At 54.5% G+C, this 15,053-nt stretch carries 16 protein-coding genes; 4 read left to right on the top strand and 12 right to left on the bottom strand.

Annotated elements, in window-relative coordinates; genetic code table 11:
• Positions 1-131 precede the first annotated feature (131 nt).
• The 4 genes from HV213_RS16330 (at position 132) to yciH (ending at position 2,872) form a co-directional block, all read left to right on the top strand.
• Entirely contained in the window at positions 132-440 is a 309-nt protein-coding gene (locus HV213_RS16330; protein WP_110273496.1) for a LapA family protein, read from the top strand.
• 6 nt (positions 441-446) lie between these two features.
• Entirely contained in the window at positions 447-1,616 is a 1,170-nt protein-coding gene (gene lapB, locus HV213_RS16325) for a lipopolysaccharide assembly protein LapB (protein ID WP_181482501.1), read from the top strand.
• Between the two features lie 192 nt (positions 1,617-1,808).
• A complete protein-coding gene (gene pyrF / locus HV213_RS16320) occupies positions 1,809-2,546 on the top strand; it encodes an orotidine-5'-phosphate decarboxylase (protein ID WP_181482500.1) in 738 nt (245 codons plus the stop codon).
• Positions 2,546-2,872 carry a stress response translation initiation inhibitor YciH gene (yciH, locus tag HV213_RS16315; protein WP_110273493.1) on the top strand — a complete coding sequence of 109 codons (327 nt, stop codon included), beginning with the start codon at positions 2,546-2,548 and terminating at the stop codon, positions 2,870-2,872. Before pyrF ends, yciH begins: the two co-directional genes overlap by 1 nt.
• 94 nt (positions 2,873-2,966) lie before the next feature.
• Here the strand turns inward: yciH and osmB are convergent, their stop codons facing one another.
• The 12 genes from osmB to sapA all read right to left on the bottom strand — a co-directional run bounded on the left by osmB (position 2,967) and on the right by sapA (position 14,849).
• Positions 2,967-3,185, bottom strand: coding sequence for an osmotically-inducible lipoprotein OsmB (osmB, locus tag HV213_RS16310; protein ID WP_434664125.1), 219 nt, complete (start codon positions 3,183-3,185; stop codon positions 2,967-2,969).
• A 278-nt stretch (positions 3,186-3,463) separates the two neighbouring features.
• A complete protein-coding gene (yciT, locus tag HV213_RS16305) occupies positions 3,464-4,213 on the bottom strand; it encodes a DNA-binding transcriptional regulator YciT (RefSeq protein ID WP_181482499.1) in 750 nt (249 codons plus the stop codon).
• 74 nt (positions 4,214-4,287) lie between these two features.
• Positions 4,288-4,470 (bottom strand): YciZ family protein, encoded by a 183-nt coding sequence (locus tag HV213_RS16300; RefSeq protein WP_181482498.1) that lies wholly within the window; start codon positions 4,468-4,470, stop codon positions 4,288-4,290.
• A gap of 175 nt (positions 4,471-4,645) precedes the next feature.
• The gene (locus HV213_RS16295) at positions 4,646-6,580 is read right to left on the bottom strand and encodes an exoribonuclease II (RefSeq protein WP_181482497.1); all 1,935 of its coding nucleotides are present in this window, start codon (positions 6,578-6,580) and stop codon (positions 4,646-4,648) included.
• Between the two features lie 81 nt (positions 6,581-6,661).
• Positions 6,662-7,819 (bottom strand): carboxymuconolactone decarboxylase family protein, encoded by a 1,158-nt coding sequence (locus HV213_RS16290; RefSeq protein ID WP_181482496.1) that lies wholly within the window; start codon positions 7,817-7,819, stop codon positions 6,662-6,664.
• A 183-nt stretch (positions 7,820-8,002) separates the two neighbouring features.
• The gene (gene fabI, locus HV213_RS16285) at positions 8,003-8,791 is read right to left on the bottom strand and encodes an enoyl-ACP reductase FabI (protein WP_112216491.1); all 789 of its coding nucleotides are present in this window, start codon (positions 8,789-8,791) and stop codon (positions 8,003-8,005) included.
• A gap of 211 nt (positions 8,792-9,002) precedes the next feature.
• Positions 9,003-9,545: a HutD/Ves family protein gene (locus HV213_RS16280; protein ID WP_181482495.1), complete on the bottom strand. Its 543-nt coding sequence runs from the start codon at positions 9,543-9,545 to the stop codon at positions 9,003-9,005.
• Positions 9,546-9,563: 18 nt separating this feature from the next.
• Positions 9,564-10,373 (bottom strand): putrescine export ABC transporter ATP-binding protein SapF, encoded by an 810-nt coding sequence (gene sapF / locus HV213_RS16275; protein ID WP_110273484.1) that lies wholly within the window; start codon positions 10,371-10,373, stop codon positions 9,564-9,566.
• Between the two features lies 1 nt (position 10,374).
• Entirely contained in the window at positions 10,375-11,367 is a 993-nt protein-coding gene (gene sapD / locus HV213_RS16270) for a putrescine export ABC transporter ATP-binding protein SapD (RefSeq protein WP_181482494.1), read from the bottom strand.
• Positions 11,367-12,257, bottom strand: a complete 891-nt coding sequence (gene sapC / locus HV213_RS16265) for a putrescine export ABC transporter permease SapC (protein WP_181482493.1) — start codon at positions 12,255-12,257, stop codon at positions 11,367-11,369. Before sapC ends, sapD begins: the two co-directional genes overlap by 1 nt.
• Positions 12,244-13,209 (bottom strand): putrescine export ABC transporter permease SapB, encoded by a 966-nt coding sequence (sapB, locus tag HV213_RS16260; protein ID WP_181482492.1) that lies wholly within the window; start codon positions 13,207-13,209, stop codon positions 12,244-12,246. The genes sapC and sapB overlap by 14 nt, the downstream gene beginning before the upstream one ends.
• A complete protein-coding gene (gene sapA / locus HV213_RS16255) occupies positions 13,206-14,849 on the bottom strand; it encodes an ABC transporter substrate-binding protein SapA (RefSeq protein ID WP_181482491.1) in 1,644 nt (547 codons plus the stop codon). The genes sapB and sapA overlap by 4 nt, the downstream gene beginning before the upstream one ends.
• Between the last annotated feature and the right edge of the window lie 204 nt (positions 14,850-15,053).

Below are 15,053 nucleotides of genomic sequence, written 5' to 3'. Positions count from 1 at the left end.
GATTTTACCGCCATCAGGCCGCATATCCTGTACTGGCGTTGTGCATTTCCATTTCACCGCTGCGGCGAAAATGATACTTTATAGGGCTGAACGCGGGATTTTTTCGCGCAACCCACATAACGGGAAGTAATGTGAAATATTTACTCATTTTCTTACTGGTGTTAGCGATCTTTGTCATTTCAGTGACGCTGGGTGCGCAAAATGACCAGGTAGTCACATTCAATTATTTGCTCGCGCAGGGTGAATTCCGGATTTCGACATTGCTGGCCGTCCTGTTTGCTGCTGGTTTTGCTATTGGTTGGCTGATTTGCGGCCTTTTCTGGCTGCGCGTTCGCGTCTCGCTGGCGCGTGCTGAACGTAGAATCAAGCGTCTGGAACACCAGATCGCGCCAACCAGCGCTACGCCTGCGCAAGCTGGTGTTCCCGCGGTGAAGGAATAATCATTTATGTTGGAGTTGTTGTTTCTGCTTTTGCCCGTTGCCGCTGCCTACGGTTGGTATATGGGGCGCAGAAGTGCACAACAGTCCAAACAGGACGATGCGAGCCGTCTGTCACGTGATTATGTGGCGGGGGTCAACTTCCTGCTGAGCAATCAGCAGGATAAAGCCGTTGATCTGTTCCTCGATATGCTGAAAGAGGATACCGGTACCGTTGAAGCCCACCTGACGCTTGGTAACCTGTTCCGCTCCCGCGGCGAGGTTGACCGGGCCATTCGCATTCACCAAAGCCTGATGGAAAGCGCTTCGTTGACGTATGACCAGCGACTGCTGGCCGTACAGCAACTCGGTCGCGACTACATGGCCGCTGGTCTGTATGACCGTGCGGAAAGCATGTTTAAACAGCTGGTGGATGAAACCGATTTTCGTCTTGGTGCCTTGCAACAGCTGCTGCAAATTTATCAGGCAACCAGCGACTGGCAGTCCGCTATCGAAATGGCAGAACGTCTGGTTAAGCTGGGCAAAGATAAACATCGCGGCGAAATTGCCAATTTTTGGTGTGAGCTTGCCTTACAGCAAATGGCGGGTAACGATCTGGATAAGGCCATGACGTTACTGAAAAAAGGTGCTGCTGCCGATCGTAATAGCGCTCGTGTCTCCATTATGATGGGCCGGGTATGGATGGAAAAGGGCGATTATGCCAAAGCGGTAGAGAGCCTGGAGCGCGTCATCGAGCAGGACAAAGAACTGGTCGGCGAAACGTTAGATATGCTGCAAACCTGTTACCAGCAGTTGGGCAAAACTGATGAGTGGGAAGCGTTTTTGCGCCGCTGTGCAGAAGAAAATACCGGGGCGACCGCTGACTTAATGCTGGCGCAAATCCTTGAACAGCGGGAAGGTATGGAGTCGGCGCAAAACTACGTCACGCGTCAGCTGGAGCGTCATCCAACGATGCGCGTGTTCCATAAGCTGATTGACTACCATATCAACGAGGCTGAAGAGGGGCGAGCGAAAGAGAGCCTGGGCGTTTTACGCCAGATGGTCGGTGAACAGGTTCGCAGTAAGCCGCGATACCGCTGCCAGAAATGTGGTTTTACCGCCCATACCCTGTACTGGCACTGTCCATCCTGTCGCTCATGGGCAACAATTAAGCCAATTCGCGGCCTTGATGGGCAGTAGATTAAAAAAAATCCGCATTTTAGTTACAACATACTAAGGCGTTTTTATTCTCCATTTCCTTTGGCATCGGAAGTAAACCCGCCTGGCAGGGCGGGAAATACAACCTGTCATTTTCGCCTCATCGCAGGTAGAATGCTGCCCGTTTACCTTTTTTGCGCCACACTGGCGCCCATCAACAATTAAGGTCCGGTCATGACGTCTACTGCTACATCTTCTTCCCGCGTTGTCACATCCTCTCCCATTGTTGTTGCTCTCGATTATGATAACCGTGATAAAGCGCTGGCATTTGTCGACCGCATCGACCCACGCGACTGCCGCCTGAAGGTTGGCAAAGAGATGTTTACTCTGCTGGGGCCGCAGTTTGTCCGCTGTCTGCACCAGCGTGGTTTTGAGGTTTTCCTCGACCTGAAATTTCACGATATTCCAAATACCACGGCTCGGGCGGTCGCTGCTGCGGCAGAACTCGGCGTCTGGATGGTCAACGTTCATGCCTCCGGCGGCGCTCGCATGATGACCGCCGCACGTGAAGCCTTGCTACCATTTGGTAATGATGCGCCGCTGCTGATCGCGGTGACCGTATTAACCAGTATGGAAGCCAGCGACCTACAGGATCTGGGCATTACGCTTTCCCCGGCCGATTATGCCGCGAAGCTGGCGGCGCTGACCCAGAACTGTGGTCTGGATGGCGTTGTTTGTTCAGCGCAGGAAGCGGTGCGCTTCAAACAGGAACTAGGTCAGGCATTTAAGCTGGTGACGCCAGGCATTCGTCCGCAAGGCAGCGATGCAGGCGATCAGCGGAGGATCATGACGCCGGAACAGGCGCTGGCCGCTGGTGTTGATTATATGGTCATTGGTCGCCCGGTGACTCAGTCTGCCGATCCGGCCGCCACCCTAAGCAGTATTAATGCATCATTGAACAAGGGGGCGTGATGAGCGATTCCAACAGTCGTCTGGTGTATTCGACGGACAGCGGGCGTATCGATGAGCCCAAACAGGTACAAGAGCGTGCGAAAGGTGATGGCATTGTGCGCATTCAGCGCCAGACCAGCGGTCGCAAAGGCAAAGGTGTGTGCTTGATTACAGGTATCGATGAAAACGACGAGGCGCTGGCTAAGTTGGCTGCTGAACTGAAAAAGAAATGTGGCTGCGGCGGTTCAGTGAAGGATGGCGTGATTGAGATTCAGGGCGATAAGCGTGATTTACTCAAATCGCTTCTGGAAGCGAAAGGTATGAAGGTTAAGCTTGCTGGCGGTTAATCAATAAATAAGGCCGCGATAAATATCGCGGCCTTAAATTTTGCTGCTGTACTAGTCAGTTAATTTATTTTTGTTCTCTTTAATCCAATAAATATTATTTACCAACCTGGTGGCCAATAATACCGCCGACTGCCGCGCCGCCCAGCGTACCCAGGGTGCTACCGTCAGTTAACACTGCACCACCGATTGCACCGGCACCCGCACCGATAGCGGTGTTACGATCGCGTTTAGACCAGTTAGAACAAGCGCTCAGAGACATTGCAACTGTTATTGCCAGGACCGCAGCGGCCATTTTTTTGTTCATTGAAGTCATCATAATTTTCTCCTGAATAATCTATTCACGGATACAACTTCCTATAAGCATAGCTTGTTACTCCTGCTTAAGGGGTATTCCATGAAGCTAAGTTGCGCAGGTGTTACTCTAATCACGCAGGTGATAGTCACTTCCTGTTATATCGCTAACATTAATTTTACTTTCTATAAAATTTTCAGGGAGGTAAAAAGTCTTAATTCAGGTGTCAGAAAAGTCTCAGACGAAGCATGAGCCGGGTATTTACCCGGCAGAGTGAGGAGTTGCAGCGAAATAGGGAATTAGGAGTGATTAACGATATCGACGATTAACCCGCACGCAGCCAGCCGATCGCGAACGGCATCGTTTAGGTTGTCGTCGGTAATAATGCGATTAAATCGTTCTACAGGGCCTAGCGGATAGGGGTGAACAACGCTGAACTTCGAGCTGTCGCTTAGCACAATCGCTTCACAGCCTTTTTCCAGCACCGCATTGACGACATCGGCGCGCATCATATCCCGGCCGGTAAACCCGGTTTCAGCCTGCCAGCCATCGATACCAATAAAGGCCTTGCTGAAGTGAACTTGTTGAATGAACTGCCGCGTCAGTGGACCAACCATACTTTCGCTGCGTTTTTGGTAAATCCCCCCCAGTAGAATGACTTCTCCGGGCGTCTCTTTAAGCAGGTGAGCGATATAGCTACTGACGGTGATGATGGTGATATCGCCACGCTCGGCAAGCGTACGGGCAAGCAGGGCGTTGCAGCTGCCGTTTTCGATAAACACCGTCTCGCCGGAAGAGACAAGCTTAGCGGCTCGCGTAGCCAGCTCTCGTTTGATAGAAAAGTTGGTCATCATGCGGGTTTCCACATCTTCGCTATCCAGAGGAACAGCGAAACCATGGGTACGTCGCAGATAGCTCTGCTTTTCCAGCAAATTTAAATCCTGGCGAATAGTGACTTCAGAGACACCGGTCATCTTCGCGAGATCGGACACGCTCATACGGCCTTTATCAATGACCATTTGCAAAATACTTTGTTGTCGGGCGTTCATAGCAACATCACAGTTAAAGGGCTATTTGAGGCTGACAATCGGCGCTGAACGGCCGACCGCGGCGATAAAGGTTTTTAGATTTCCCACGGCGCTTTAGTTTGGCCGGGTTTGGCTTCCTGTTCGTCACTAGAAAGCGCCTGCAGTTCAGCTTTTAGAATTTCCAGGTTATGAATGGCGGAGTGATAATCTCCGGCAACCAGGATATCCAGCACGGTATCAATACGTTGGGCGAGCAGGCGGGCATTCAGATCTGGCATGGCGTAATCCTGGTTACAAATGTGAATAAAATCAATGATGCTAAAAACGGATGAAAAAGAGAAGCGAAAAAAACTCACAACCTAACTCATCTACTGTTATTAGCGGAAAACGCGCAGGAAAACAACGGGAAGGGCCAGGATGCGGCTCCGAACGGGAGCCGCACAGAGCAGTCTATCAGGCGGCAGGACGCGCAATCACGCTGCGGGTTTCCATGCGAACTTCGGCAATCGTGACGTCGATTACGTCGGTCACTTTGTAGACGACTTCACCTTTAATCTGCACGGTACCATTTTCCTGGCTGCAAACCAGTTCATCGCGAACGGCGTGCAGGAAGGGAGCAGGGATAAAGGCGACAGCACCGTTATCGACCAGACGCACGCGCATTCCACCGCGGCTGACATCAATGATTTCAGCTGCAAAACGCGTATCGGTTCCGGCTTTTGGGCTCAGATAACGGGCGTATAGCCAGTCTCCGACATCGCGCTCTGCCATGCGGTTAAGACGACGGCGGTCCGCCATCTGTACCGCAACGTCATCCTGTGGACGCGCAATGGTTTCCCCTTTGATAACCGCTTTCAGCAGACGATGGTTGATCATGTCGCCGTACTTACGGATCGGAGAGGTCCAGGTCGCGTAAGCTTCGAGGCCCAGACCGAAATGAGGTCCCGGCTCGGTGCTAATTTCCGCGAACGACTGGAAGCGACGAATGCGGCTGTCGAGGAAGCCAGACGGCTGTGCGTCCAGCTCGCGACGCAGCTTGCAGAAGCCTTCGAGCGTCAGTACTTCCACCGGGTCAACGTGCACATCGTGCGTCTTCAGCAGCGCAGCCAGTTGCTCGGTGTTTGCCGGATCAAAACCGGTATGGACGTTATAGACGCCGAAACCGAGTTTATCGCGCAGCACGCGGGCAGCGCAGATATTGGCGGCAATCATCGACTCTTCAACAATGCGGTTGGCGATACGACGTGGTTCGGCAACGATATCCAGCACTTCACCTTTCTCACCCAGCACAAAGCGGTAGTCCGGGCGGTCTTTAAACACCAGCGCGTGGGTTTTACGCCATTCGCTACGGCGTAGGCAGACATCCTGCAGCAGTTTGATTTGCTGCGCGATGGCATCGCTCTCTGGCTGCCAGCTGCCGTTATTTTCCAGCCAGTCGGAAACATCATCGTAAGCCAGTTTCGCTTTGGACATGATGGTGGCAGTGAAGAATTCGATATTGTCTTCAATGGTACCGTCATCGGCCAGAATCATACGGCAGGCCAGAACCGGACGAACTTCGTTGGCGCGCAGGGAACACAGGTCGTCAGACAGCTCGCGCGGCAGCATTGGGATATTGAACCCCGGCAGATAGTTGGTAAAGGCACGAATTTTCGCCGCGTTGTCCAGCTTGCTGCCTTCAGCAATCCAGGCGGTCGGATCGGCGATAGCGACGGTCAGGTGCAGTTTACCGTCCGCGGCAAGCTCTGCGTACAGGGCATCGTCCATATCTTCGGTGCTGGCGCTGTCGATGGTCACAAAAGTCAGAGCCGTTAGGTCGCGGCGCTCCAGACCTTCGTCGAGCATTTCAGTTGCTACGCCATCCGGCGCTTCTTTTTCCAGATTGTGGCGCGCGAGGGTAACCCACCACGGTACAAAATGGTCATCGCCATAGGTGATGAACTGGGTCAGCTCGGCATAGAAGCCGCGATCGCCTTTCAGTGGATGACGGCGCATTTCAGCAACGGCCCAGTCACCCTCTTTAAAATCATGCTCAACGCCGCGAGCGGCACGGCAGGGAATGGCGTCTTTCAGCAGCGGATGATCAGGAACGATGGAAAGACGGTCATCTTTCTTATGAACTTTACCGACAAAACGCGTCAGAAAAGGCTCAACCAGCTCTTCCGGCTCAGCGCTTTCGCGTTCTTTTTCAGTATTGACCACGGCAATAATACGGTCGCCGTGCATCACTTTTTTCATTTGCGGCGGCGGAATGAAATAGCTTTTCTGCGAGTCGACTTCCAGGAAGCCAAAGCCTTTTTCCGTCCCCTTAACGACCCCTTCAACGCGCGGAGTCTGGGAATGCAGTTGCTGTTTAAGCTGCGCTAGCAGCGGGTTGTCCTGAAACATAATTTCTTATTTTCGTGGCTAAAAGAGCGGCTGACATTTTTACGCGAATATGCCTGCCTCAGCAAGCGCTGTTTCAGCATTTTACGTCTGCTGACACACATTCCCGAGGGCGATTTTCAGTCGATTCATCCAACCGCACAGCCCGCACCAGGCAAGAAGGTCGATAGCCGAAGTGCGAGAGAGTCCGTATTCAATAAGGGGAGTTAACTGGGCGGCGCTGAAGCGGTCTGGGGCTCGGGTCAAAAGCTGGACGGCCTGTAAAATGACGCGCTCCTGGGGATGTTGCTGCCCCCATGCCTGAGCGTCTGCCTCATGGCCACGCAAAGCCTCAATAAGGTCTGGCAAATCCGGACATCGTGCGACCCAGGCGTTAAAACAGCTGGTGCTACCGTTAATGCGTGCGGTTATCAGTGCCACCTGACTGACAAACTGTTGCGCATCGCTGAGATGCGACAGGATTTGTTCCAGCACATCAAGCGGCGGCTCTTGGGTTGCCAGCAGCGATGCCAGTTCGAACAAACCCGGATGTTTCTGCCAGTCAGCTAACAGCGATTGACGCTCATCACTGGCATAGCGTAAATCTGAATCGTCGAGATCTGGCTGCCACTCAACGTTAAGCGCGGTAAACGGCTCTTCTGGTGCATCTTCCTGCTGCGGCATGCCGGGGATCCAGCGCACCGGATATCCCAGCGCCGCCTGCAACGCGGCGATAGCGCGGGCCTGAAAGCCGACAAAACCTATAATTTGATTGATCAGAATAATATCGCGGTTGGTCAAGCCCACTTCATCCAGTTGGCTGCGAGACAGCGCATTAATGACCGACGGCGAACTGGCAAGCTGGCGCGCATATTGTGTGATCTGTGCCAGACGACGGTTGCTCTCTCGCGAAGAGTCCGGGCCGGGAAGCGGTGCCAGGCGGGCGGCATAGTGGTTGCACAGGCGCTGTACACCGTAAACCTGTGCCACGGTCAGCGCGGTACTTAGCCGGTCATAGGCATTAAATGTTTGCAAGCGACTAACAATAACTGAGGTCGGGAAGAGGGCATCGGCCAACTGACGGGCAGGTGCTATCCAACGCGCATGCGCCTGGAAAAGATCTTCGGGCAGAGTCAGGTCGAGTAGAAAGCGATCTTCGACATGGGCGGCTTCAGGGACGAGCGGCAATACATCCACTGGGCAGATTGTTGACTGGGTCTCATGATACCAGTGGTTTTTGCCGTTAACGCGGCGTTGCTCCATGGGGGATCCTTGTTCGGTATGTGGCAAACCACCGTTTCGCGGTTGCGCTATGCTGAACTATCCTGGCTTAACCCTGGAGCGGGAGAAAATATTGATACGTGCTAACAAATAGCGGATTGGAATAACAGAAGGAAAGCGCGGGGGGAAAGCACCCTCCTCACGGACGCGAGGAGGGCAAAGAACTTATTTCAGTTCCAGCTCGTTCATTGCAGCGATGCTGAAACCACCGTCAACGTGAACGACTTCACCGGAGATGCCCGCAGACAGGTCGGAGCACAGGAATGCTGCGCTGTTACCCACGTCTTCAGTGGTGACGGTGCGACGGATCGGGGTGACCGCTTCGCAGTGCGCCAGCATCTTACGGAAATCTTTAATACCAGATGCCGCCAGAGTACGGATAGGACCAGCTGAGATGGCGTTAACGCGAACGCCTTCCGGACCCATAGCGTTCGCCATATAACGAACGTTAGCTTCGAGGGACGCTTTCGCCAGACCCATTACGTTGTAGTTCGGGATCGCGCGCTCTGCGCCCAGGTAGGACAGCGTCAGCAGGGCGGAGCCTGGGTTCAGCATGCCGCGGCAGGCTTTAGCCATCGCCACAAAACTGTAGGCGCTGATATCGTGGGCGATTTTGAAGCCTTCACGAGTGACCGCGTTAACATAATCGCCGTCCAACTGATCCGCCGGAGCGAAGCCGATGGAGTGCACGAAACCGTCGAACTTCGGCCATACTTTTTCCAGCTCGGTGAACAGAGATTCAATGCTCTCATCTTCAGCCACGTCGCACGGCAGTACGATGTTGGAACCCAGTGCCGCAGCAAATTCTTCCACACGACCTTTCAGTTTTTCGTTCTGATAGGTGAACGCCAGTTCAGCCCCTTCACGGTGCATTGCTTGCGCAATACCGTAGGCGATGGACAGTTTGCTGGCAAGGCCAGTCAACAGAATGCGCTTACCGGAAAGAAAACCCATAGCTTTAATCCTTATCGTTATTGCGTATTTTTACTATAACAATCATTTGGTTAGCGTTGTTATTTCAAAATAACTCAAATTTAGCCGGGAATTATATCCCACTGACGACCCCTTGTGTCACGATATTTTTCTGTCGTCCCTTACGCCTTATCACGTAAGGGTTACCGTGCATACAAGAGAGTATACCCTCTGATATGACAGACATCCGTTGTTAGCGGCGTTCAATCTCGGCCAGTAAAAGCCGGGCATCCGCAGATTGCGGGAGCAGCTCTCCCGGCGACTCACCGTGCCACCAGATCCCTGAACCGGCTGTACAGGTCTTGCCAGCCAGCTGCCAGCGACCTTGCAGCACCCAGGCGATACCTTCCGCGCCGGGCTGCTGTTGCGCTGCGACTACCGTGACCTGAGCGGCGGCGCGCGAGCGCTGGGTCATGATATTGAAATCGAGGCCGCGTCCGGAAATGCCCTCGCTGACGAGGGGCCATTCTCCGGCAAAAGCCCACGGTTGCCATAATTCAAGGCGCTGCGCGATGTTGTCGCCATGCAGCCACAGCGGCTGCCCTTCAAGAAGGGTAATCACCCGGTCAACCTCAGGAAAGAGGGAAAACGGCCCATCATTACTCAGGGTGGCAATACTGGCGCGCCAGATAAAAGGCGCATCAGGTGAGGGGAGACTGACAATTTCGCGAGTTTCGCCGCCGCCGTTTTTCCACGGCGTCACGGGTAAAGAGGAAAACTGAACCGGAATAATCATCGTAACGTGCGCCTCGGATTATTTGCCGTCTTTACGCCAGGCGTCGGCAGTTAGCGCCTCGCCAAAATGCCCGGCGATAAGACGTTTGGTCAGGTCATGCAGCGGCGAGGCCAGTACATCTGCGGTGCTGCCACGTTCGACCACTTCCCCCTGATGCATCACTAAAACCTGATCGCTGATATGTTTCATCATCCCCAGATGCTGGGTGACGTAGATATAGGAGATACCCTGTTTTTCCTGTAACTCCAGCATTAGATTGATTAACTGTGAACGCATCGACATATCCAGCGACGCCAGTGCCTCATCGCAAATAATCACCTTCGGGCGCAGAATTAGCGCGCGGGCCAGACCGAGGCGCTGTTTTTGCCCTGGCGCCAGCATATGCGGATAGTAACTCACATGGTCCGGCAGCAACCCGACCATACGGAGCGTTTCGATAATCTGTTTTTGTCGTGCTTCAGGCTCGAGGTCAGTATTCAGACGCAGCGGAAAATCGAGAATTTGAGAAATTCGCTGCCGTGGGTTGAGTGAAGTCGACGGGTCCTGAAAGATCATGCGAATCTGTTGGCTACGATAAGAGTAATCGCCGAATTCCAGTTGATGGTCATCAATCAGCAGTTCGCCGGTGCTGGGCTCGACCATTCCGGCAAGCATTTTCGCCAGCGTCGATTTCCCTGAGCCGTTCTCGCCAATAATTGCCAGGGTTTGGCGTTCACGCAGGGTAAAGCTCAGCGGCTTGACCGCGTCCACGGTTTGTCGATGAAACCAGCCGGTACGGTAGCGAAAGGTCTTACTCAGATTGCGCACTTCAAGCAATGTTTCGACCATTTCACTCTTTCTCCATGTTCAGCGGGAAATGACAGGCGTAGAGATGGTTACGCACGCCCACCAGCCGGGGCGTTTCGATGCATTCACGCTGGGCATAGGGGCAACGCGGGCCGAGGCGGCAGCCTATCGGTAATTGTTCAAGCAATGGGATCGCCCCCGGCATGGTGTTGAGCCTGCTCTTATGCGGCAAGGCGCTACCGAAATCCGGGATTGCGCGAATCAGCGCCTGGGTATACGGGTGATGAGGGATGGTCACCAGCTCTTCGCTGGGAGCGCTCTCTACCGTCTGCCCGCAGTACATGACGTTAATTTTGTCCGCCCATTTACTCAGCATCTGCATATCATGGCTGATCAGCAAAATGGTGGTGTTGTTGTTCTGATTGAGCCGCGTCAGCAGGCGGATGATTTGCGCCTGGGTCGTCGGTTCCATGGCGTTGGTTGGCTCATCGGCGATCAGCAACCGCGGCTGGTTTGCCAGCGCGATAGCAATCATCACCTTCTGGCACTCACCGTCAGTGAGTTCGTAGGGAAAGCTGCGCATGGCGTCTTTATGATCTTTAATCCCTACGCGGTGTAACAGCTCGATGACGCGACGTTTACGCCAGCCCAGGCGCTGCCACCAGCGACCTTTAAAGGTCCAGCCGGGGATGTTTTGCTTCAGTTGTTGGCCGATACGTTCAGAAGGATCAAGACAGGATTGCGGCTCCTGAAAAATCATCGATACGTTGTGGCCCACCAGCTTGCGGCGCTCTCGGTTCGAGAGGCGCAGCAGGTCGATATCATCGAAGCGCATACGGTCAGCGGTCACCCGCCAGTTATCTTTTGTGACGCCGCAAATCGCTTTGGCGATTAAGCTTTTTCCCGACCCAGATTCTCCGACCAGACCGCGGATTTCGCCCTCAGCGAGGGTCAAACTGACGCGATCGACGGCTTTGACCCAGCCTTCGTTGGTCTTGAACTCGATGGTTAAATTACGGATATCAAGTAACGGCATTATTCCACCCCGGCGATGATTGCGCGGCGGATCCCATCGCCCAGCAGGTTAACCAGCAGGACGCTTAGCATGATTGCCGCCCCCGGAAGCATCACCGTCCACGGCGCGACGTAAATCAGCTCCAGCGCGTCGCCGAGCATTGCTCCCCATTCCGGAGAGGGGAGCTGAGCGCCGAGGTCGAGGAAGCCCAGCGCAGCGATATCCAGAATGGCCATCGACAGCGCGCGGGTAATCTCAGTGACCAGGCCGGAGGTAATATTCGGCAGCACCGCAAACCATAAAATGTTTAGCGTCGACGCGCCGTCGAGGCGGGCGGCGATGACGTACTCTTTTTCCAGCTCGTCATGCACCATACTGTAAACCGAACGTACCATACGCGGCAGCAGCGCCAGCCAGACGGCGAACATGGCGTGGCTGAGGTGCGGCCCGGCAAAGGCGACGACGATAATCGCCAACAGCAGGGATGGGATCGACAGCAGAGTGTCGAGGATATGGTTCATGATGGCCGAGCGCAGACCATGGGTAGAGCCAGCAATCACGCCAAGCACCAGACCCAGCAGGGTTGCGCCAAGGGTCACCACAAACGCGCCGCCCACCGTTGGCGCCGCGCCGCTCAACAAGCGGCTAAGGACGTCGCGACCGAGATCGTCTGTGCCGAGGAAGAACGAAACTTCTCCGTAGCGCGACCACGACGGCGGCAAGAGCTGATAGCCGAGAAACTGCTGGTCGATGCCGTACGGGGCGAACCAACTGCCGAAAACGCATAACAGCACTAACGCCGCGCAGCCGTACAGACCCACCATCGCGGTGGTATCGCCATAAAATTTTCGCCATACGGTGCGCAGCGCGCCGGGCGGGCGCTTCTCCAGATAAACGCTATCGTAGGGCATACCATTCCTTATGTTTCAGTGGGTTAGCCATAGCACCCAAAATATCGGATATCACGTTCACAATGATCACTAGCGCGCCAATGACCATCACCCCCGCCGAAATCGCCGCGTAATCCTGTTGACGAATGGCGTTGATCAGCCAGCGGCCAAGACCCGGCCAGCTAAAGACCATTTCGGTAATCATCGCCAGCGTCAGCATGGTGGAAAACTGTAATCCCAGACGCGGGATCACTGGCGGCAGGGCGTTGTGCAGCACGTGACGGTGTAAAATGGTGCGCCGTGAAACGCCGCGAGTCGCAGCGGCTTTGACATAGTTCGTGTCGTAGACTTCGCTGGTGCTGATACGCATCAGGCGGATCACTTCGGTAGTCGGCGCCACCGCCAGGGTGAGCACTGGCAGCACCATATGACGCGCAGCGCTGACGATCATTTCATGACGCCACGGCGAATCAGAAAGCCAGGCGTCAATCAGCGCAAAACCGGTGACTGTTTTGACTTCATACAGCAGGTCGAAGCGCCCTGACACCGGGAGCCAGCCTAATGTCAGGGAGAAGAACAGGGTCAGCAGCAGCGCCAGCCAGAAGACCGGAATAGAAAAGCCCATCAGCGCCAGGGCGCTAATCAGGGTGTCCGGCCATTTATTACGCATAATTCCTGCCAGCATACCGACGGGAATGCCGACCAACAGCGCGAAGCCGAAGGCGAGGATGCACAGCTCCATGGTGGCCGGGAAAACCTCTTTGAGCTGCTCGGAGATCAGTTGACCGTTGATGCTGGAGACGCCGAAATCCCAGTGCAGTACCCCTTCAAACCAGAATAACCAGGCGTTCCACAGCGAAGCGCCCTGTAGCGGGGCGTGCGGCGTGAAATAGCTCAGACTAAAGCCGACGAAGGTTAGCAGAAAGAGCGTAATCAGCAGCAGCAGGAAGCGGCGCAGGGTAAAAATAATCATGGTTTTTTCACCTCGTCTTCTTTCTCGCGCGAGACGCCCGCAAAGGAAGCATTGCCAAACGGGCTCAGCACCAGTCCTCTCATATCGTAACGGTAAGCCTGTAAACGCAGCGAAGAAGCCAACGGCAATACTGGCAGTTCGTTGGCGAGAATGTGCTGCGCCTCTTTATAGGCTTCAATACGCGATGCCAGCTGCTGCGAGGTCAGCGCTTTTTGCAGCACTTCATCGAACTCGCGGTTACACCAGTGAGCGTAGTTGGTTTGCGAGGTAATCGCCGCACAGCTCAGCAGCGGGCGGAAAAAACTGTCCGGATCGTTGCTGTCCGTTGCCCAGCCAGAGAGCGTTAGATCGTGGTTCATATCCATCAATCTTGCCTCCTGGAAGCGACCTTCAACCGGCACGATAATCACCTTTACGCCAATCTGCGCCATATCCGCCTGAATAAGCTCGGCGGTTTTCAGCGGGCTGGGGTTCCAGGCTTGCGAACTGGTTGGTACCCACAGTTTGAGGGTTAGCTTTTCCAGCCCCAGCGCTTTCAGTTGGGCGCGCGCTTTCGTTGGATTGTATTCGGTAATCTTGGCGTCATTATCGTAGGCCCAGGAGGCGCGTGGCAGCATCGACGCTGCGGTTTCCGCCGTGCCGTAGTAGATCGATTGCATCAGACGCTGGTTATTAATCGCCAGCGCCAGCGCATGACGAACTTCCGGGTTATCGAGCGGTGGTTTCGCAGTGTTAAACGCCAGCCAGGCGATATTCATCCCTGGACGCAGGGTCAAACGCAGTCGCGGATCGTCACGCAATATTGAGAGCTGGCTGGCGGCGGGCCAGGCCAGCACGTCGCACTCGCCGGTGAGCAATTTCGACAGGCGACCTGTCCCGCCAGAACCGAGGTCGACGACAACCTGCGGCATCAACGGCGTGCCGCGCCAGTAGGCTGAATGGCGCTGTAGCCGGATGTACTGACCGCTACGATACTCTTCCAACTGGAACGGACCGGTGCCGACCGGCTGGCGGTCAATCAGCTCCTGACGATCGCCCTGCGCCAGCTTCGCGGCATATTCCGCCGACATGACCGAGGCGTAGTGGGTCGCCAGGTGCCAAAGGAACGAGGCGTCCGGGCGTTTCAGGCGAAACTCGACGGTCTGATTATCCAGCTTACGCACGCTTTCAACGCTGTCGGCGAACTGCAGGCTGTCGAAATAAGGGAAGCTGCTACCGTTGACGTTATGCCATGGATGGTCGCGGTTAAAAATGCGTCCGAAGGTGAAAATAACGTCGTCGGCATTGAAGTTGCGGGTGGGTTTGAACCAGGCTGTGGTCTGGAATGGCACGTTGTTGCGCAGATGGAAACGGTAGGTCGCGCCGTTATCCAGTACCTCCCAGCTTTCCGCTAGCTCAGGCACCAGACGGTAAGTATAAGGGTCGACATCAAGCAGGCGGTCGTAGAGCTGGGCGGCTAGCGTGTCGACAATCAGTCCGCTGCTGACCTTTTGCGGATTAAAAGTATTGACCTGACCGCTGACGCAATAAACAAAGCCGCTATCACGGATATCGGCGTGAGCAGGCAGCGCTGGCGCGGCAAAGGCCTGCCCGCACAGCATAGAGACTGCTGCCAGGAGAGATGACAATTTCAGGCGCATAGTATCTTTTTGATTATAGAGCAAGGCTCTATCTTATTAATATTAAATAACATTTACCACCACCTTAATTGCTCATGGGATAATGTGAGCGACGGCTGTGTCGGTTATTTAGCCAACTGATTCAAATTCATACCGCGTATTAACTTCGAGTATACCTCGTAAACCGCAACGCGTTTTATATCCCGCAATTTCGCTAAACACGTA

Origin of the sequence: Klebsiella sp. RHBSTW-00484 (assembly GCF_013705725.1) — a bacterium.
GTDB lineage: Bacteria > Pseudomonadota > Gammaproteobacteria > Enterobacterales > Enterobacteriaceae > Klebsiella.
The sequence above is the reverse complement of the archived record's forward strand: the minus strand, read 5'-3'. Positions and strand labels throughout refer to the sequence as shown.